At 59.0% G+C, this 18792-nt stretch carries 15 protein-coding genes; 8 read left to right on the top strand and 7 right to left on the bottom strand.

Annotated elements, in window-relative coordinates:
- Positions 1-120 precede the first annotated feature (120 nt).
- From ACI2KS_RS12325 to ACI2KS_RS12295, 7 genes are all read left to right on the top strand, one after another.
- Positions 121-363 carry a hypothetical protein gene (locus ACI2KS_RS12325; protein WP_404620469.1) on the top strand — a complete coding sequence of 81 codons (243 nt, stop codon included), beginning with the start codon at positions 121-123 and terminating at the stop codon, positions 361-363.
- Between the two features lie 475 nt (positions 364-838).
- Positions 839-1360, top strand: a complete 522-nt coding sequence (locus ACI2KS_RS12320; RefSeq protein ID WP_404620467.1) for a GNAT family N-acetyltransferase — start codon at positions 839-841, stop codon at positions 1358-1360.
- 105 nt (positions 1361-1465) lie between these two features.
- The gene (locus tag ACI2KS_RS12315) at positions 1466-2527 is read left to right on the top strand and encodes a LacI family DNA-binding transcriptional regulator (protein WP_404620465.1); all 1062 of its coding nucleotides are present in this window, start codon (positions 1466-1468) and stop codon (positions 2525-2527) included.
- A gap of 242 nt (positions 2528-2769) precedes the next feature.
- Positions 2770-3972: a mandelate racemase/muconate lactonizing enzyme family protein gene (locus tag ACI2KS_RS12310; RefSeq protein ID WP_404620463.1), complete on the top strand. Its 1203-nt coding sequence runs from the start codon at positions 2770-2772 to the stop codon at positions 3970-3972.
- 74 nt (positions 3973-4046) lie between these two features.
- A complete protein-coding gene (locus ACI2KS_RS12305; RefSeq protein WP_404620461.1) occupies positions 4047-5432 on the top strand; it encodes an MFS transporter in 1386 nt (461 codons plus the stop codon).
- Between the two features lie 170 nt (positions 5433-5602).
- Entirely contained in the window at positions 5603-6805 is a 1203-nt protein-coding gene (locus ACI2KS_RS12300) for an L-dopachrome tautomerase-related protein (RefSeq protein WP_404620459.1), read from the top strand.
- 37 nt (positions 6806-6842) lie between these two features.
- Entirely contained in the window at positions 6843-8237 is a 1395-nt protein-coding gene (locus ACI2KS_RS12295) for an amidohydrolase family protein (protein ID WP_404620457.1), read from the top strand.
- A gap of 9 nt (positions 8238-8246) precedes the next feature.
- Here the strand turns inward: ACI2KS_RS12295 and ACI2KS_RS12290 are convergent, their stop codons facing one another.
- On the bottom strand, positions 8247-9551 hold the full coding sequence (locus ACI2KS_RS12290) for a tyrosine-type recombinase/integrase (RefSeq protein WP_404620455.1): 1305 nt from the start codon (positions 9549-9551) through the stop codon (positions 8247-8249).
- A 1416-nt stretch (positions 9552-10967) separates the two neighbouring features.
- On the opposite strand from ACI2KS_RS12290, the gene ACI2KS_RS12285 reads away from it, so the two are divergent.
- The gene (locus ACI2KS_RS12285; RefSeq protein WP_404620453.1) at positions 10968-11414 is read left to right on the top strand and encodes a thiol-disulfide oxidoreductase DCC family protein; all 447 of its coding nucleotides are present in this window, start codon (positions 10968-10970) and stop codon (positions 11412-11414) included.
- Positions 11415-12253: 839 nt separating this feature from the next.
- Here the strand turns inward: ACI2KS_RS12285 and ACI2KS_RS12280 are convergent.
- From ACI2KS_RS12280 to ACI2KS_RS12255, 6 genes are all read right to left on the bottom strand, one after another.
- Complete coding sequence (locus ACI2KS_RS12280; protein ID WP_404620451.1) at positions 12254-13099, bottom strand: HpcH/HpaI aldolase/citrate lyase family protein; 846 nt, start codon at positions 13097-13099, stop codon at positions 12254-12256.
- Positions 13100-13168: 69 nt separating this feature from the next.
- The gene (locus ACI2KS_RS12275) at positions 13169-14500 is read right to left on the bottom strand and encodes an MFS transporter (RefSeq protein ID WP_404620449.1); all 1332 of its coding nucleotides are present in this window, start codon (positions 14498-14500) and stop codon (positions 13169-13171) included.
- A 56-nt stretch (positions 14501-14556) separates the two neighbouring features.
- A complete protein-coding gene (locus ACI2KS_RS12270; RefSeq protein ID WP_404620447.1) occupies positions 14557-15780 on the bottom strand; it encodes a CoA transferase in 1224 nt (407 codons plus the stop codon).
- Positions 15781-15812: 32 nt separating this feature from the next.
- Entirely contained in the window at positions 15813-16595 is a 783-nt protein-coding gene (locus tag ACI2KS_RS12265) for an enoyl-CoA hydratase/isomerase family protein (RefSeq protein WP_404620445.1), read from the bottom strand.
- Positions 16596-16610: 15 nt separating this feature from the next.
- Entirely contained in the window at positions 16611-17822 is a 1212-nt protein-coding gene (locus tag ACI2KS_RS12260) for a CaiB/BaiF CoA transferase family protein (RefSeq protein ID WP_404620444.1), read from the bottom strand.
- Positions 17823-17980: 158 nt separating this feature from the next.
- Complete coding sequence (locus ACI2KS_RS12255; protein WP_404620442.1) at positions 17981-18754, bottom strand: GntR family transcriptional regulator; 774 nt, start codon at positions 18752-18754, stop codon at positions 17981-17983.
- Positions 18755-18792: the final 38 nt, after the last annotated feature.

The raw sequence follows: 18792 nt of genomic DNA, 5'->3' as shown, positions 1-18792 counted from the left end.
TCCGGGCTCAAGAAGGTGTAGAAGGGAGTCATCTCCACGCCTTGGCGACTGATCATGCACCCTAAACAGCGACAGGCAGTTTTCTGGGAGTGGGCCGATTGCAGGCTGCACAGCCGGTGCGTGGACACCGTCACCTGTGACGGAACCCAGCTTGATATCCAGGTGCGCACCTCGCGACAGGGCGTGGTGCAGCTGTTTATCGGCATTTATGCGAAAACCGGCGCCATGGTGATCGAGGAGTATTACCCCGATCGCCACGAGCAAAGCATGACCCTGGCGCTGAAATGGGGAGAAGACAGGGGGCGTGCCTTCTGCATCCCGTTGCCGCTGCCACATCCGAGGCTGACCCAACGCTTGCATTGACCGTTTGCCTGCCGCCGGCAAGCCGGACTGCTACAGGGTTTTGACGTCGAATGTCTCACCGACTGGCGTCAGGCACACCGCAGTGGCAGGATTTCGCTGCCGCTTCGCGCCAGATCGCGAGCAAGCTTGCTCCTACGGCCTTCGGCGAGAATCAAAAGCACATCTGCAAGCGCGGCGGCATCCCGATTTCCCACCGCCCGCGGCCAGAATCAAAAGCAGATCGGCAAGCGCGCCGGCATCCCGATTGACCACACAACTGTAGGAGCCAGCTTGCTGGCGAAAGCGTCCGCACAGGCGCTGCAATAATGACTTGTCCTGCGTATTCACCCCCACGCTGGGGTCCCGCCGCCCGCGGCCAGAATCAAAAGCACATCTGCAAACGCGGGGGAAGTCAGCCGCGACACCACTTGGCAGTTGAACCCGGCGCCATAGTGCTGAATGATCACCCCCATCCAAGGGCCTGGAAATCTGATCCATGACGTCATTCATCATTCGCGAGCTGAAAAGTACGGACACTGAAGCGCTGCTGGCGTTCGAAGTGCGTAACCGACATTGGTTCGAAGCCAACATCGACGCACGCGCCACGTCGTTCTATTCGCCAGAGGGGGTGGCCGATCATATCGCAGGGTATCTGTCCGATTTTGCCAGCGGCGCCTGGCACCCGCTGGTCATTGAAGACGCGGACGGGTCCATCGTCGGTCGCGCCAATCTGAAAAGCATCGATTCGGCCACAGCTTGCGCCGAAGTCGGTTACCGGATCGATCAGCACGCCTGCGGGCAGGGCCTGGCTACGTTGGCGCTCAGGCACATGATCGAGCAGGCCCGGGTGCGCTGGAAACTCACACAACTGGTTGCGTATGCCTATCAGGCAAACCTGGGCTCGCAGAAGGTGCTGGATCGCTGCGGGTTTGTGCTGGAACACGCCGATGGCGATGACGAACCGGCCAAGGAACGCCGATTTGTGCTTTTCATCCACAGCGCCGGCTCGCTCAGGTGATCAAGGGGCGGTCAAGCCACCAGCGTCGGGCGCTCGCTTCAAGGACAGCGCGACTGGTAGGATCAGCCCTGATAGTCAGCCAGACAGTCGGAAAAACAGGCAGATATGACGGGCAAAAAACCAGACAGCAACGGCCGCGGCAGTGGTGGTGTGACCTTGAGCGATGTGGCACGCCTGGCCGGCGTCGCACCGATGACCGTATCGCGTTGCCTCAATCAACCTGACAGCGTTCGCAGCGAAACGCGGCTGAAGGTGCAGCGCGCCATCGACCAGACCGGTTATGTGCAAAATCGCCTGGCCGGCTCACTGGCCACCAGCCGCAGCCGCCTGGTCGCGGTGGTGCTGCCGATGGTCACCAATCCGATTTTTTCCGACACCTTCGAAGCCATCAACGAGTGCCTGACACGCTCGGGCTATCAGGTCCTGCTGGGCATCTCGGGGTATCAAAGCGAGCAGGAGCAGGAGCTGCTCGATGTCATCCTCAGCCGTCGCCCCGATGGCATCATCCTTACCGGGACCCTGCACACACCGGCCAGCCGCAATCGCCTGCGGGCCTCGCGAGTGCCTGTGGTCGAAACCTGGGACCTGAGCCCCGAACCGATCGATATGCTGGTGGGTTTCTCCCATGAGCAGGTCGGCCGTGAAGTCGCCCATCACCTGCTGGCACTGGGTTATCGCCGCTTTGCCTTGCTGGCGGTCAATGATCCGCGCGGCCTGCGGCGGGCCGAGAGCTTCATCCAGACCTTGGCCGAACAAGGCATCGGCAACGTCGCGCAGCAGGTGTTCACCGGGTTGCCGACGCTGGCCCACGGCCGCAGCGGATTGAGCGTGCTGCTCGATGATGACAGCCGCTCGACGCAGGGGCCGTTGATGATTGTCTGCACCTCCGACACCATCGCCCACGGCGTGCTCACCGAAGCGGCCGCGCGCGGCATTCAGGTGCCGCAGCAGGTGGCCGTGATGGGCTTTGGCGACATGAACTTTGCCAGTCATACCTTCCCGGCACTTTCCACAGTGCGCATCGACGGCGCTCTCATGGGGGATTGCGCAGCGCGGATGCTGCTTGAGCGCATGCAGGAGCAGGGCACTGCGAGCGACGCCAGAGACATTGGCTTCTCCCTGGTCCAGCGCGAGAGTACCCGCCGACTGGACGACATCGGCCAATGAGCACCGGCAGCGCTCGCAGGTCATCAGCGTAGAGCCCGCTGCCAGCGCGCCAAAGGCCATCCGCCATCCATCCACGACCTGGCTCCTGGCAAGCCGATACGCCGTCGCTTGATAGCGCTAACATTTATGATTCATCTCACCGTTTCTCGGAATTAACTTGTCACGGAACGGGCATTACGTTAGGTTTCAGTGACAAATGGTAGCGCTACCAAATAACAGTTTGCCATTCCAGGATAAAAACAATGTCGACCATTACCTGTGTGAGAACGCTGCGCCTGCCTGAACGTCCCAAGCTGATCTGGCTGGAAATCGAGACCGACGAGGGCTTGATCGGGCTGGGTGAAACCTTTCGCGGCGCCGCCACCGTGGAAGCTGCGGTGCATGAACTCATCGCCCCGGGACTGATCGGCCGGGACTCGCGTCAGATCGAGGCGATTTCCCTTGAGCTGAGCACGCCCTATGTCGGTTATCACAGCGCCAGCGCCGAGATTCGTGCCGCCAGCGCAGTCGACATCGCGCTCTGGGACCTCAAGGGCCAGCGCCATGGCATCCCCATCCATGAAGCCCTGGGTGGTGCCTGCCGCGACCGGATCCGGGTCTACAACACCTGCGCCGGTTACGAATTCAACACACAGCAAGGCGCCAGACGGGAAATCACTGGCGCCGATCGCGCCCAGGGCCCCTACGACGATCAACTGGCGTTTACCCGCGATGCAGGCGCGCTGGCGGTCAGTCTGGTGGAGGAGGGGTACACGGCCATGAAAATCTGGCCGTTCGACCGCTTTGCCCGTCAGGCCGGCGCCAACAGCATCAGCCTGGCCGAGGTCAAACAAGGCGTCGAGGCCTTCCGCCAGATCCGCCAGGCCGTGGGTGATCGCATCGAAATCATGTGCGAGCTGCACAGTCTCTGGGACAGCAGCGCCGCGTTGCGCATCTGCCAGGCGCTGGAGGAGTTCGAGCCGTACTGGGTCGAAGACCCGCTGTGTAAAATGGACGATGCCCGGGCGCTGGCCGACCTGCGAAACCGCACCCGGGTGCCGATCTGTGCCAGCGAGACACTGGGCGGCAGCGTCGCCTATCGCGACTTGCTCGCGGCAGGCTCCATGGATTACCTGATGCTCGATCTGGTGTGGTGTGGCGGTTTCACCGAGGCGCGCAAGATTGCCGCGCTGGCCCAGGTGTATAACAAGCCGCTCGCGCCCCATGACTGCACCGGCCCGGTCGCGCTGTTCGCCGGCCTTCATCTGGGCCTGCACGCGCCGACCGCTGTGTTGCAGGAGGTGGTACGCGCGTCGTTGTCGACCTGGTATGGCGAGCTGGTCACTGATCTGCCAGAGATCAGCGCAGGTCATGCGCATGCACCGACCCGGCCGGGGCTGGGCACCGCGTTACGACCGCAGATCAAACAACGGCACGACGCAATCATCCGCGAAACCACTCGCTGATCACTGCACGCCAGCGCCGCGCCTGACCGCCGCTGACGTTTCGTAGACCACTGTTGCCTGCTATCGAGAACACAATGAAAAGAATAGATTCTCTGCGGCGTTTCATCGCCGAACACCGTCGTTATGAAGTCATTGTGCTGCTGTTCGTCATGATGATTGTCAATCAGGGCGACCGCGCCACGCTGTCCATTGCCGGGGCCAGCGTGTCGCAGGAACTGGGGCTGGACCACGCCGAAATGGGCTGGCTGTTTTCCGCGTTCGCCTGGGCGTACATGCTGCTGCAACTACCCGGCGGCCTGGCTATCGATCGCTTCGGCAGCGTCAAGGTGCTGGGCCTGGCAATCGTCGCCTGGTCAGTCTTCACTGCGGCCATCGGCAGTGTCGCGATCATGCCGGTTGGCATCGCGTTCTTTGCCGTGTTCGCCTTGCGCTTTCTGGTGGGGGTGGCCGAGGCTCCCTGCTTCCCGGCCAACAGCAAGATTGTCTCAATGTGGTTTCCCACGGCGGAGCGGGGCACGGCGACGGCGATTTTCAATGCCTCGCAGTATTTCGCCGCAGTGGTGTTCACCCCGTTGCTGGCCTGGATCTCGACGCGCTGGGGCTGGCCGTGGATCTTCTACGTCATGGGCGCGGCCGGGATAGCCATCGGCGTGGTGTTCATTGTGCGTATCAAGGCACCGGTGGATCACCCCGCCTTGAGCAACGCCGAGCTGGAGAGCATCCGTCAGGGGGGCGCCAACCTTCAGGAACGGCCGGCTTCGGCCGGCGAAAAACAGAGCTGGAGTGAAACCTGGGCCAGCGCTCGGGGCCTGCTCGGCCAGCGTATGTTTCTGGGGATCTACCTTGCGCAATTTTGCATCAGCACCCTTACATTCTTCTTCCTGACCTGGTTCCCGGTGTACCTGGTGCAGCAACGCGGCCTGTCGACTCTCAACGCCGGGCTACTGGCGGCCGTGCCCGCCATCTTCGGTTTCATCGGCGGCATCGGGGGCGGCATGGTCTCCGACTGGATGCTGCGCAAGGGCGTCTCCCTGACGCGTGCACGCAAGATTCCGATCTACATCGGCATGGCGCTGTCGATGAGCATGATCCTGTGCAACTACGTACAGACTGACCTGCTGGTGGTGCTGTTCATGGCCCTGGCGTTCTTCGGCAAAGGCATGGGGGCACTGGGCTGGGCGATCATCTCGGACGTTTCACCCAAGCGCAGTGCGGGCATGAATGGCGCGATCTTCAATACCTTCGGCAGCGTCGCCGGGATCGTCACGCCACTGGTGATCGGCTACATGGTGCAATCGATGGGCTCGTTCAATGGCGCTCTGGTGTACGTCGCGCTCAATGCCGCAGGGGCCTTCATCAGTTACATGTTCATTGTCGGCGAGCTGCGCCGTCCCGATGAAATCGTCGCGGATACGAGTGCGCCGGCGCTGGCGCAGACAGCCGTGACCGGGCGCGGATAGCCCATGCCGGCGCTTACGGGTCAATGAGGTGAAACCGCTTTTGATGGTTTCACCTCGATCCTGCCGCCACACCCCACGACTTTTTTGAAATTTTATTCCGCCAGCGCCGGTCAGGTCTGTGTAGGGCGCAGCCGTGCACCGGTAAAAAGCAAATCACGAGAGGGATATCGATGTTCAATCGACGTAGTTTCTGCAAGGCAACCGCCGTGGCTTCAGCTGCAACGGCCCTGACATCCAGTCACCTGGTGCAGGCCGCCGGGGTTCTGACGGCGGATCGGGGCCTGATCAAAGCTGGTCAGGCGCTGATCGAAGTGGCTCAGCTCGACTGGTTATGCAACGCCGTGGGCTTAACCTCCACCGGCCGCCTGTTTGTTGGCCTGCCACGCTGGCCAGGCTTCGAGAAAACCCCGTCGATTGCCCAGTTGCTGCCCGACGGCACGCTCAAGCCATTCCCCGGCGGCGACTGGAATAACTGGCAGCCGGGCAAATCAGGCGCCAGGTCGCTGGTCAAGATCAACACGATCCACATCTTCGACGACGACACGCTGTGGGCGATCGACCAGGGCGAAGATGCAGGGCCTCAGGGTATTAATCCGGGGCAGAAAATCCTTCAGTTCGATACCCGCGACGGCAGGCTGTTGCGCTCCATCAGCTTGCCGCCCAGCGTGCTCCCGGCCGGGGCCAACCTCAATGACTTACGGCTGGACAGCGAGCACGCCTACCTGACCGATTCAGGTCTGGGGGCGATCATCATCGTGAACTTGAAAACCGGCACCGCCTTGCGTCGCCTGGCCGATCATCCGTCCACCAGAATGAGTCCCGAGCGGCGGCCGCTGGGCGAGGCGGGGCAGGCGTTGCTGATGCCCGATGGCAGCGATCATCAGGTGCATTCCGATCCGTTGGAAATAAGCCCGGACGGCAAGTGGCTGTACTACCAGCCGCTCACCGGGCCGTTATGGCGGGTGCCCACCGCAGCGCTGCGCGACACACTGGTCACCGAAAAGGCGCTCGGTGAACAGGTCGAATTTGTCTATGACACCGGCGCGCTGACCGGTACCGCCATGGACAGCGCGGGCAATCTCTATCTGGGCGAATACGACAAACCGCGCGTCACCGTGCTGTCCCCGGACGGGACCCTGCGCGTCGTGGTCGAAGATCCCCGGTTGTGGAATCCCGATGCCATGATCGTTTCCAATCAGCGTGAGCTGTATATCCCGGTACCGCAGAGTGCTCGGATGGCGTCGAACCGCGGACCGAACGGCGTCGGCGCGTTGCAGTTGCCGTTCAAGCTGTACAAGGTCCAGTTACCGGCGTATCTGGGCACGCGCGAGGCTGTGCCGACCATGGTCGGCAAGCCATTGGCGGCGTCCTGAACCTAAGTGGCGAGCTCCATTCATCAAGGAGGTCTGCATGCCTGTCGACATCCCCCTGAACCGTAGAACACTGCTCAAGTTCGGCGCGGCGGCAAGTGCCGCCCTGGCGCTGCCCACTGGCTGGGCGGCAACACAGGGATCCGCTTCAGCTCCTGCCACGGGGCTGATCATTCGCCACGCCAGCGTGCTCAGCATGGACCCCGCGCTGGGTGACCTGACGGACACCGACGTGCTGATTCGCGATGATCGCATCATCGCTGTCGGCAGGGGCTTGCCAGGCGATGGCGCGCAGGTGATCGACGCGTCCGGGATGATCCTGATCCCTGGCCTGGTGGATGCCCATTGGCATCTGTGGAACAGCGTGCTGCGCAACAGCGCGCCTGCGCCCGGCGGTGAGGCGTTTTTCAAATCACAGCTGGCGATCAGCAAACGGTTTACCCCGAAAATGTCAGCGCTCGGGGTGCGTCTGGGCCTGTTGGAAGCGGCCAATGCCGGGATTACCACGATCAACAATTGGGCGCATAACCTGCGCAACCCGGCATTCGCCCAGGCAGAGTTGCAGGCCATGCACCAGAGCGGCCTGCGCGGGCGCTTCTGGTACGGCTATGCGCAAGATCTACCGGCCACGGCCGAGATGGATTTCGCCGATGTTCGCAGTGTGCAGGCACAGCTGCGCGCGATGCCCGGAAACCGCTTTGACCTTGGCCTGGCCATCCGCGGGCCCGAACGCACCGAGGCGTCGGTCTGGGAGCCTGAGTTCGCGTTCGCCAGGGACTGCGCACTGCCGATTTCCACCCATATCGCGGTAACCCCGCAAATGCAGGGCAAGAAAGCGGTGCAGCAATTGGCGCAAAGAGACTTGCTCGGGCCTGCGGTGCAGTTGGTGCACGCCACTCATGTCGATGCAGAAGATGTGAAGAGCATCGCTCGGGCCGGGGCCTCGGTGTGCCTGACGCCGTTGACTGAAATGCGCGTGGGCTACGGCCTGGCCCCTGTGGAGGTGCTGCACAAAGCAAACATTGCGCTGACCCTGGGCATCGATACCCTGGTGCTGAGCGGCAACGCCAACCCGTTCATGGTGATGCAGAGCGCGCTCAATCTGGCCACCGCAATGAGCGGCGACGAGCAGGCGCTCAGCGCCCGGGATGTGTTGTTCTGGGCGACCCAGGGCGGCGCCGATGCCATGGGACTTGGCGCCCGGCTCGGCTCCGTCACGCCTGGCAAGTTGGCCGATCTGACGCTGATCAACGCCAATCGGCTGGGGATGATGCCGGTCAACGACCCGTGTGCCAGTGTCGTGCAATCAGCGACGCCGGCCGATGTCGACACAGTCATCGCAAATGGTCGGCTGCTCAAACTGGGCGGCAAGCTACTCGATAGCGACTTTGCGGCGCTGACCCAAGAGGTCGCTCAACAGCTCAGGACGTTATGATGGCGCCGCTCAACTGCGCTCTTTCATGGGCAGACGTTTGATCGAGTAGGCGCGCTTTTCGTCTTCGGAGTTGTAGTAAACGTTCTGCGTGGTGCTCAGGCTGTTGTGGCGTAAATCCACCTGCAAGTCTTTCATGTCCCGGTACGGGGCATCGAAGGTCGCCGAGGTATGCCGCAGCCAGTGAAGTGACGCCGCGCGCAGCCTGCCGACGTCCTCATCCGGCCAGTTTTCAGCCTGCATGCGTTCAAGGGCGCGATCGAACACTTCCTGCAACAACAGGCGGATGTGCCGATCCGACAAGCCGCCGCGACCGCGCTGGGTCGCAATCAGTGGCGTGGTCTCGCGGAAGCCGGGCAGCGGCGACAACCCCTGGTGCAGTCGCCAGCGCTTGAGGTAGTTCTCGACGTAATCGTCGCGCACGCTGATCTTGCCGGCTTTGTTGCCTTTACCTACAACGTGATACCACCAGTTGCCGGCGCTGTCCTTGCGCAAATCGCCCATGCTCGGCGTCCAGTTTTCCCGGCCGACCAGGTCGGAGACCCGCAGGTACATGGCGAAGATAGTCGCCACGATGAACAGCGTCCGTTCGTACTTCGCCTCCTTGGCGGCGAGCAGTTCCGCCGTTTCCAGCACAAAGTCCCACTGCAGTGAAGTCAGGATCCGAGTGTCCTGGTCGCCGGTCGTGCGCTGCTTGTATTTGCTCTTCTGTTTAACCGCCCTGAAGGGATTGTGTTCGCAGAAACCCTCGTCGATCGCATGCTGAAAAAAACTTCCGCAGACAGCAAAGATCTGCGCAATCGAGCCTTGTGCCGGCTTGTAGAGCTCCTGAAGGAGAGGGCGGTTCTGCTCACTGGCGCGCTTGCGTTCTTCCTTGGACACCGACTGGCTGAACGGCCGCCAGTCAGCGTTCAACGCATAGGTGTCGCTTGCCAGCTTCTTGCGCGCGCCAATGCGGATGAACCTGGCCTTGACCACAGGCCCGACCCAGGCCGGATCAGGGGCCAGACAGAACTCCAGAAACGCTTCGGCATGGGTACGTCGCATGCTCAGCAGGGGGGTTCTGGACTTGATCATGGTCCACAGCAGCAGTCGCTCGACGTGGGTACGGTAAGAGTTGAAGGTCGACTCATTGCCCGAATAGGACTTCAAAAAGCTGCGTACCGCCCGATAGCCTTCCACGGCCTGGATCTCGATCGGGAACTGCCCAAGAAACTCGCTGATCGCCGGCAGCTCCTGCTGGAGTGAGCTGAAGTTGAGCTCGGCGAAGCGCACATAGGTTTCAAACAGCGGATGGGGTGTCGAAGGGGCTGGCATGGAATTCGCGGGATAGGACCATAAGGAATTGGCGGGTATGATCCTCCCGACAACAGCATTGTGCAATATCCGGGTCTGACAGTTATCGGATATTGCATAAATGGCCAAGCCCTCTTGGCAGTGGCCCGGCTCGGTTCCCCGCAATAAACGACTGCAATGGGACACTAACCACCATTTGCCCTCTACCACCGCAGGGTAGAGCGCACGGTGACAGGCCCATTTCTGGTCTCTTATCGCGGATTTGGGCAGCAAGCCCCATATGCCCGCCGTCCATATCCGCCTCAGAGAACACCGTCCCCTAAGCCTGGAGCCTCCGTCGCAGGATTGCTTGCAACAGAGTGCGCTGCGACGGCATGTACCCAGCGCGACCTGCATCGCAGCCATGGGTACGCTCGATTTGAAGCACAGCGATTGCTCGATGAACCCTTGCATGCACCTGCAGACTGAGCAGCTCGGCGCGCTCCGGCAGTGATGACCACTATCTGTACTGTCGTGGTACGTACGTAGTACATAACAGGTCTACGCACACAGACATCACAGCACCAGGCACGCGGGCCGACGTGCTGACGCCCAGATTTGATTCGTCATGTGGAGTACGTTCAGTTGAGTCGCGGTAGATCATTGCTTGCCGATGAGACTGTTGCTGCCATGACAACGTTGGCGAAGATGATGCGAAAATGCGCGCTGACGGAACGCACGGCAAGCGAGGGAGAATTCTATGTGTTCGGCTCGGTGTTTGTGGATGACAGCTCAGGGTCTTGAATCAGGACCCTGGATAGGTTTCAAATCTGACAGGCTCGACCCTGACGAAGATAAAGACACATTCGTATAATGTATATTATGTTAAATGATGTGTATGGGTCGTTCCGCATGCTTGAATCAACTCGCTCGTCAACCTGCTTGGCAACTCCACTGCATCTGCTGCGCGGCTGACTCATTGTTCATGAAGAAACCGGGAAAGCGAACCGCCTTTGCGTCAGCGTTCAGCTCAGCGCCTCCATTTGCCTCGATCCACCGGCAACACACATCGTCCTGACGCACGCGTTATTCACATCTAAAAGCGCCGCCACGACCCATCGCCTCTTGGATGTCCGAAGCTACCCGATCACATCGTCAGGCTGGATGGAAGAAAATGTCTCCGCGATGGGAATGCCGGCTCTGCACCTTTCGTACGGTAGGCCAAACGAACGAGCAAATCGCTCGTCGGCTGTGACTCAGTCGTTAGGAGTGTCCCACACGCATGTACCCATGATTGCACCCACCCCTAGCGCAAACGGCGCACAAAACCTGAGCATACCGCCAATGGGCGAGCTCGCCCGACGCCCGTTCAGTTTGGTTGAAAATCATCATCCGAACCTCCCCCGCTGAGCGTTGCCGAACCAGGATTGTCCCAGTGAATCGGCAAGAAGAGATGAGATGACCTATCAAGAATCACAAGCCGCACCATATCTTGATGCAGGCGAATCGGTGGTGCTATTCGACGGCACATGCAGGCTTTGCACCGGCTGGGCGAACTTCATAATCCGCCATGATTCCACGCACCGCTTCAAGCTTGCCCCAGTTCAGTCGCACGAGGGACAGGAACTGTTGAAATGGGCCGGGTTGCCGACGCATGAATACAACACGATTGTGGTGATCGAAGACGACCGCTTCTACGTCCGATCCGATGCAATGTTCACGATTCTGGCTCGACTACCCGCTCCTTGGCATTGGCTATGCGCAGCACGGATTGTCCCCCTGTTCTTGCGCGACTGGATGTACGACAAAATCGCTCTTAATCGCTTCAAGCTGTTCGGCAGGTATGACACCTGTCGCATGCCTCAGCCTGACCACCCGGGTCGTTTCTTGAAGACTCGAGACTAGCTGACCAACACGCCGTAAGAGCCAGTACACCCGCTCTTTCGCTATAGCATTTCTTGAACGCTAAGGCGGCTACCGACAGCGTTCGGTTTCTTCTACCTGGGCTCATACCGGGATCAGCAGGGATAACGATCTCACGCCTGAAGCCGCGAAACTGTATGAATACCTGACTCACGTCGAGAACTGAATGAGCTGGGTCGAGGTCATGTACAACCTGTCCACTCCTTTTGCTTTTCAAGACAACCGGCCATTCAATGAAGCCTGAACCGATGAGTTCTTGAATGCAGTGAGGGTAGGCGAGATCGATGGGGTTAATCTGATCGACCTCTCCTGCCTTCCTTGTCGTGCGCTTCTGAAGCGTATCAACACATGACTCCATTTCGAATGGTTCGCGTGTCGGACATAGCGCACGAATTCAAAGCTCTGGCTCGATGTCACTCGAACTCGACTACCCCTTCCCGGCCAACGCCTGCCTCGCTCTCCACCCAGACTTTCGCAATGCCCTCCTCCTCGATCAAACCGGTGATATTGAAAGGCGCTGGACTGATCAAGGGGCGCACTCCTTTGAAGCTGAACCGACGCACACAGGTATCAGGGTTCGCCCGAACGAACGCGTCCAATGCCAATGTCGCGATCAGAGGCCCGTGCACTACCGGCCCTGGATAACCTTCCTGCTCGGTTGCATAGGGCCAATCGTGATGGATGCGGTGATCGTTGAAAGTCACCGCTGAATAACGGAACAATAACGTTGATGAACGCAGCAATTCTGGAGAGTAATTCGGCGGCCAAGGTGCCGCTTGTTTCACTCTGGCGACCCAGCCACTGGGATGGCTCCAAGTCGCTCATGCAAATACTCCCACATGCTGTTCCTGGCTATACAAAATGCTGCGCGCGCGCAGTATCACGGGTACATCGATCATTTCACCGTCTACGACCGTCGCCTCGCCACCGCTAGCCTCGGCGGCCTGCAGGACTCGGCGTGCCCAATCACATTCGCTGGCTGAGGCTGTGAAGCCTGCGTGTACGGGCGCAATTTGGCGGGGATGAACACAGAGTTTGGCCCCAAAACCGAAACGCCTTGATTGGCGCGCGGCCTCTTCCAACATAGCGGGGTCATCCAGGACAGTTGTCACTCCATCGACGGGTGATGCGATACCCGCTACCCGCGATGCCAGAGCAAACTGGCAGCGGAAAGTGTTGAGTTCTTTTTCCGTGAGCTGCGTACCTAGATCGAGCTGGAAATCTATCGTGCCGAACAGCAATCGTTGCACGCTGGTTGCTTGAGCAACGTCGTGGATCGCATCGTAGCCAGCAGCGGACTCAATGATCGGCAACAACGCCACGTACTCGCCGCACCGGTTGGCGATCGATTCGAGCTCGCCCGGGCTGCAGGCCTTGGGAATCACCAGCCCGGCGAGACCGGGATGCTGCCCGAGCACCGCAATATCGTCTTCGTACCACGGCGTACCGCGCGCGTTGATGCGTACAAAAACCTTGGTCTTTTCGTTCATCCAGTCGTACAGACCAAGCCGCGCACTGTTCTTTTCGGACTCCGAGACGGCATCTTCAAGGTCGATGATGACAGCGTCCGCCCCACTATTGAGCGCTTTTGCAAAACGCTCCGGGCGTGACCCCGGCACAAACAGATAGCTACGGGGCAAGACGGCCTGCGAATCTAAAACAGCCATGCTCATTCCTCAGAAAAAGGCACCCCAGAAAGACAGTCGTGGTCAGCCTGACTGGGGCGCGAAACCTAATCAGTGATGGGAGACCTTGGGTACAGGTGCAGACGTGTCGGGCGCCATGCTTCGACCAGCTTTTCTGTCTGCTGAGGTCTTGGATGCAAGAATGGCCAGCCCCCCTGCGATGGCGCATGCTCCCAACGCCAGCAGCGAGGTGCCAAAGTCAGTGGAGATTGCGCGCGTATAGCCGACCAGCAATGGCCCGACAGATTGACCAACGAAAGTGCCTACAGCGCTTACGAAAGCCACCGCAGGGATCGCCTTACGCAACGGTAGGATCTCGGTCAGCCGTGCAAATATCAGCGGTGTAAGCATCTTCAGCGGGAAGCCCATCGAGATGAACAGTGCAATTTGCAGCCAGTAGAGACGTGCAGGCACGTATGCCGCCGCGATCATGATCAGCCCGGTAATGATGGTGGGGATCGCTGCGTGCAAACGTCGCTCCTGGTTGTGCCGGTCAGATCGGCGGGTGATGTACCAGACGCCAAGCATGGCCAATAGGAAGGGAGTGCCCGACAGCACACCCACTGTGACTTCGCCCAGGCTGTAGGACTTGAGAATCGTGGGCAACCAGAGGGTGGTGCCGTAGAGAAGAATGCTGCTCAGACCAAAACCCAGGGTCAGAAGCCATACTGCTGGTTCGTTGAAAATCTTCCACCATGGATCGGCTTGAGTTTGGCCGTGGCTTTTCTGTTCTGCGGCGAGCTCTTGGGCAATTGCTTCCCGATCAGCCTCCGGCAGCCACTTCGCGGCCCGCAGATTCTTTGGCACCATTACGAACCAGAATAGACAGAACAACCAGGCAGGTAGCCCTTCGACAATGAGCATCCAGCGCCAGTCGTAGTGCGCAAGGATTGCACCGGAGATAGGCCCGGCCAGAAAGCCACCCAACGGAACAGCGAGGTTCCAGATACCAAAGGCGCGCCCACGCTCAGCTTTGACAAACCACTGCGCCAGTAACATCGACACGGCAGCATAAATCGGGCCTTCTGCCAACCCGAGGACGAAGCGCATCGCCATGATTTCTTCGAAGGAGCGTGCGAATCCAGTAGCCATGGCTGCAGCGCCGAACAGAAACAGGCAGCATCCAATCAACTTGCGCGAGCCAAAGCGCAGCGCCAGTACTGCTGCCACGAGCTGCGTGATCACGTACCCCCACGCAAAGGCACCGCCAATCCAACCCGCCTGGACTGAACTGAGTCCGAGCTCCTTCGTCATGTACGGCAAAGCCATGGCGATGTTGGCTCGGTCAAAGAACGAGATGGTGTACATGATCATTACCGCTGGCATGATTATTTGCCAACGCTTGGCACCGAGACCTGAGTGAAACAGATTAGAGTGAGTCATTTGAGCACCAGCCTATTGTTATATTTGTGATAGGTGAGACGCTTGCCTGAATAGAATCAGTGAGTGGGATCTTTCTCCGGCCCGGCAACCACGCCGGCATCGTGCAGGCGGCCAATTTGCTCCCCGCTTAATCCCAGAATTTGATGAAGCACTTCATCTGTGTGTGTCCCTAACAGCGGAGCGGCAGTCGTTGGGGTGTGTTCGAGTCCATCGAATCTCGCGGCCGACCTGGCCGCTAGATGGTTGCCAACACCGGGCGTATCGATGCGTTCGTAGATCGGGTTGTTTGTTCCCACGCGAGGGTCGGAGGTCAGCAGTTCCCGTACGCCGTTGTATTTACCCCAACAGACTCTGAACCGATTAAGGGCGGCTTCGACCTGCTCATAAGAACGACAGGAGAACCAGGGTCGTATGAGGGCGGCAATGATCTCGCGGCCTTCGAAGCGCTGCGCCTCGTCATCAAAATTCAGGTTCAGGCTTTGCTGCGCACCCGCAATAGCCGCCTCGATCTCACAGCATTGAATCAGTGCTTTCCACTGCCCGGCCGAGATGGCGACCACCATTACACGCTGTCCGTCAGCGGTGCCGAAGTCCAAACCAAACGCCCCATACAGATGATTGCCAAGTGCAGGACGCTCTTTGCCCAGCAATTCGGCTTCGGCGAGAACGCCCAAGTGCGAAAGGGTCGAAAAGGCGACATCCGAAAGCGCCAGCTTGATATTCGAACCTTCGCCTGTGGACTGGCGGTGATTTAACGCCGCAACCGTCGCGAACGCAGCTTGATAGGCGCAGGCGACGTCCCAAGCTGGCAACACGTGGTTTACTGGGCGGGAAGCGTTCGCCTCGCCGGTGATGCTGGGATAACCAGTTGAACAGTTAACGGTGTAATCGACCGCGGTAGAACCATCCGCGTTACCCTGGATGACACAAGCAATAGCGTCAGCGCGCCGTGAAGACAGCACTTCATGGTTCAGCCAGGGTGTTTCCATGTTGGTCAACAGACTGCCAGCTGCAATCGCCATTTCAGCGACGAGCTCTTTTCCCTGTGGCTGCCGGATATCTACTGCCACCGACCGCTTGCCCTTGTTCAGCGAAGTCCAGTAAAGACTTCGGCCTCGTGGGGAAATACGCGGCATACGCTGGTAATCAATCCCCCCGCCAATCATATCGATACGAATGACGTCCGCCCCGAACTGGGCCAGTGTCATTCCTGCGAGCGGCGCGGCGATAAAGGCAGAGCTTTCGATAATGCTCACGTTTTTTAAAATTGAATAAGTCATAGCAATGACCTCGTTGCAGATTCTGGACGAAGTTAGGAAAACTTCGGGGGCTGTTTGCGAATGAAGGCTCGCATTCCTTCATGAGCGTCGGGCGAACAGAACACCCGGTCACTGGCCAACAGCGATTGACTGATCAGCTGCGCATCGGATTTGTCGTAGCAGTCGTTAATCAGCCCTTTTGCGCTGGCAATGCTCGCGCTCGGCATCGCCGCCAAACGCGCGGCCAGATCAATCGCGACTTGGTTCAATCCTTCTGGCTCTGCCAGTAGATCGACTAACCCCCATGCCAGGGCTGTTTCACCTGTTACAGGCTCGCCGAGAAACACCAACTGCTTGGTGCGCGCCATGCCAATACGCCGAGCAATGCGAAACGTTCCGCCGCTACTAGGGAATACACCGAGCTTGACCTCGGGCAGGCCGAGCTTGGTGGTGGCTGTGGCGATAATGAAATCACAGCAAGCTGCTATCTCCAGTCCGCCACCGAACGTGTAGCCGTTAAGCAAGGCAACCGTCGGTTTCGGGAAGGCACGTAGAAACTCAAACACCTTGTTTTGGAACACGAGTTTCTTTTCAAGAACCTCACCGGGCTGGAGCATGTCCTGCATCTCGTTGATGTCGGAGCCTGCGCAAAAGGCGCGATCGCCGGCGCCGGTCACCACCAATGCGCGAACCTGTGGATCCGCCTCAAGTTTGCGCAGTACCGCATAGAGCTCTTGGGTCAGCGGTCGACAGACCACATTCATTGGAGGGTTGGTCAAGGAGAGTGTGGCCACTCCTGACCGCTGTTCAATCTGGACATAGGGTTGCTGTTGCATGGCAATGCCCTCCCCTTACGCCGTTATGCCGTATTCACGAAGCTGGGCCTCGCTATAGCCCAATTGCTCAATGAGAATCTCACGGTTGTGTTCGCCTAATGCGGGCCCCGCACGCTCGATCCAGCCGGGAGTTCGAGACAGTTTTCCGACCACGTTTTGCATCCCCACCTCGCCCAATTGCGAGTCCTCCACACGGACAATGCTTTCACGCGCCTTTATCTGTTCATCCTCGAAAATCATCGAGACATCGTTCACCGGTGCGATGGTGGCACCCACTTCCTCAGAGCGTCGCAGTAAATCATCCAGACCAAACTTGCCGATCTCGGCCTGTAGCTCAGCGTCCAGCGCCTTGTCGTTGTCCAGCCGTGCGCGGTTGTCGATGAAACGCAAATCGCTGATCAGATCCGGGCGATTTACCAGAAGTGCGATCCGCTCGAACGCCACTTGAGAGCTGCCAGCGATAGCGATGTAGCGTCCATCAGCCGTGCAATAGGTATTACGGGGAGCAGTGAAAGGCAGACGACTGCCATTGCGTTCTTGGATCTGGCCAAGCTGGTCGTAATTGACGACGTGAGGGCCAATCAGCGTCAGAAGCGTTTCATAAATTGCCAGGTCTACAACCTGGCCCAAGCCAGTACGGCTCTTCTCCTGAAGCGCGACCAACGTCAGAAATGCGGCCATCACACCTGTGCTGGCATCTCCTAATGCGAAACCGGGGAGCAGCGGCGGCTCGTCTGGATTACCGCTGATATAGGCGTAACCGGCGTACGCCTCTGCCAATGTGCCGAAGCCCGGGCGATGACGGTAAGGCCCTGTCTGGCCAAAGCCGGTGATGCGCACCATGATGATCCCTGGATTGATCTCCTTGAGGACGTCATAACCCAGCCCCCACTTCTCCAGAGTGCCAGTGCGGTAATTTTCAATGATGACATCCACGTCCTTGACGAGGCGCTTGACGACCTCGACGCCCAGCTCAGACTTCAGATCCAGGGTGATCGACTTCTTACCGCGGTTGATGACCTTGTAGTACAGGCCGATGCCATCCTTGCTTTCACCCCAGCGGCGGATTTCATCACCGACGTCGGGGCGCTCTACTTTCAGAACGTCTGCGCCATGATCGGCAAGAAACATTGAGCTCATTGGCGCGGCCAAAAAATTGGAAATATCCAGGACTTTTATGCCTTCAAGCGCCCTTGATCCGAGCAGTGAATTCTTGTTGTTGTTCATACCACCTCCGACTTTGTACGTACATTACAATAAACGCACATTAGCATCAGAAGTACCGTCGTGCAATCCGCCGTTCGGCGGATTCGGAGGCAGAGTGAGGGTGAGGAAATGCTTAGCTGACAGCGCGCGCAGGCGAGGAACCGCGGGCTAAGGAGGAATTACGAGGAGCTGTCAGTTGCTCGAAATCGTGCGGATTGGGTGTAACGGCTGCTGGGGTAGTAGCTGATGGAGACCTGCACAAGCGCCTGGTTTGAGTCATAGAACGAGCGCGTGATCTTGAGAGCCGCTTCACCGGGCGTGGTTTCCAGGAGAGCGGCGATCCGGTCGTCAAGCAATGTCGCAGTTACGTCCTGCTGAATCTCGCTTACTTTAATATTGTAGAGCTGCTCAATTCTCTTATAGATCGGGGTGTTGGAGACTGCAGCTGTCTCCTGGGCCTCACCATACATAGGGTGGAGGTAAATCAGTACATAACTCATCGGCAAATCAGCACCCGAGCTAAACCTGAGAAATCCTGCTTCCGACATCAGTTGCCCGGTTTTGCAGCCCAGTACAGTCGCGAGCTCCGCTGCCACCTTGAGCTCTTGACGCGAGGTTGCACGCATCTCAGTTGACTCGACGAAATGCAGCAGATCGCTGGTCGAGTTTACTGCGCGGAATGTCTCGGTTTCGACTCCCGCACTACGCACAATCGTGCCGATTCCCGGATGGGAGGAAATCATGCCTCGATCACGAAGCACTCGTAGTGCCTGGCGCACCGTTTGGCGGCTAACGCCATAAAGCTCCGTCAGCTCTTGCTCGGTAGGGAGCGTCGTCGATGGTTTATATTTGCCGGAAGCGATGTCCTTCATCAGGAGCTCAGAGACTGCGGCATATAGCGGTTGGCGACCGCCACCACGTACGGGTCTGTCCGAATCTCCATTGACGAGCATTGTACGGCCTCTTCTGCGTTGGTGTGGAAAGAGGAAAG

Origin of the sequence: Pseudomonas sp. NPDC087358 (assembly GCF_044900785.1) — a bacterium.
Lineage (GTDB): Bacteria > Pseudomonadota > Gammaproteobacteria > Pseudomonadales > Pseudomonadaceae > Aquipseudomonas.
This window is presented reverse-complemented; position numbering and strand designations above follow the sequence as displayed.

Coding starts and splice junctions, on each gene's coding strand:
- ACI2KS_RS12320 (WP_404620467.1), top strand. CDS start 839: ATGACGTCATTCATCATTCGCGAGCTGAAAAGTACGGACACTGAAGCG.
- ACI2KS_RS12315 (WP_404620465.1), top strand. CDS start 1,466: ATGACGGGCAAAAAACCAGACAGCAACGGCCGCGGCAGTGGTGGTGTG.
- ACI2KS_RS12310 (WP_404620463.1), top strand. CDS start 2,770: ATGTCGACCATTACCTGTGTGAGAACGCTGCGCCTGCCTGAACGTCCC.
- ACI2KS_RS12305 (WP_404620461.1), top strand. CDS start 4,047: ATGAAAAGAATAGATTCTCTGCGGCGTTTCATCGCCGAACACCGTCGT.
- ACI2KS_RS12300 (WP_404620459.1), top strand. CDS start 5,603: ATGTTCAATCGACGTAGTTTCTGCAAGGCAACCGCCGTGGCTTCAGCT.
- ACI2KS_RS12295 (WP_404620457.1), top strand. CDS start 6,843: ATGCCTGTCGACATCCCCCTGAACCGTAGAACACTGCTCAAGTTCGGC.
- ACI2KS_RS12290 (WP_404620455.1), bottom strand. CDS start 9,551: ATGCCAGCCCCTTCGACACCCCATCCGCTGTTTGAAACCTATGTGCGC.
- ACI2KS_RS12285 (WP_404620453.1), top strand. CDS start 10,968: ATGACCTATCAAGAATCACAAGCCGCACCATATCTTGATGCAGGCGAA.
- ACI2KS_RS12280 (WP_404620451.1), bottom strand. CDS start 13,099: ATGGCTGTTTTAGATTCGCAGGCCGTCTTGCCCCGTAGCTATCTGTTT.
- ACI2KS_RS12275 (WP_404620449.1), bottom strand. CDS start 14,500: ATGACTCACTCTAATCTGTTTCACTCAGGTCTCGGTGCCAAGCGTTGG.
- ACI2KS_RS12270 (WP_404620447.1), bottom strand. CDS start 15,780: ATGACTTATTCAATTTTAAAAAACGTGAGCATTATCGAAAGCTCTGCC.
- ACI2KS_RS12265 (WP_404620445.1), bottom strand. CDS start 16,595: ATGCAACAGCAACCCTATGTCCAGATTGAACAGCGGTCAGGAGTGGCC.
- ACI2KS_RS12260 (WP_404620444.1), bottom strand. CDS start 17,822: ATGAACAACAACAAGAATTCACTGCTCGGATCAAGGGCGCTTGAAGGC.
- ACI2KS_RS12255 (WP_404620442.1), bottom strand. CDS start 18,754: ATGCTCGTCAATGGAGATTCGGACAGACCCGTACGTGGTGGCGGTCGC.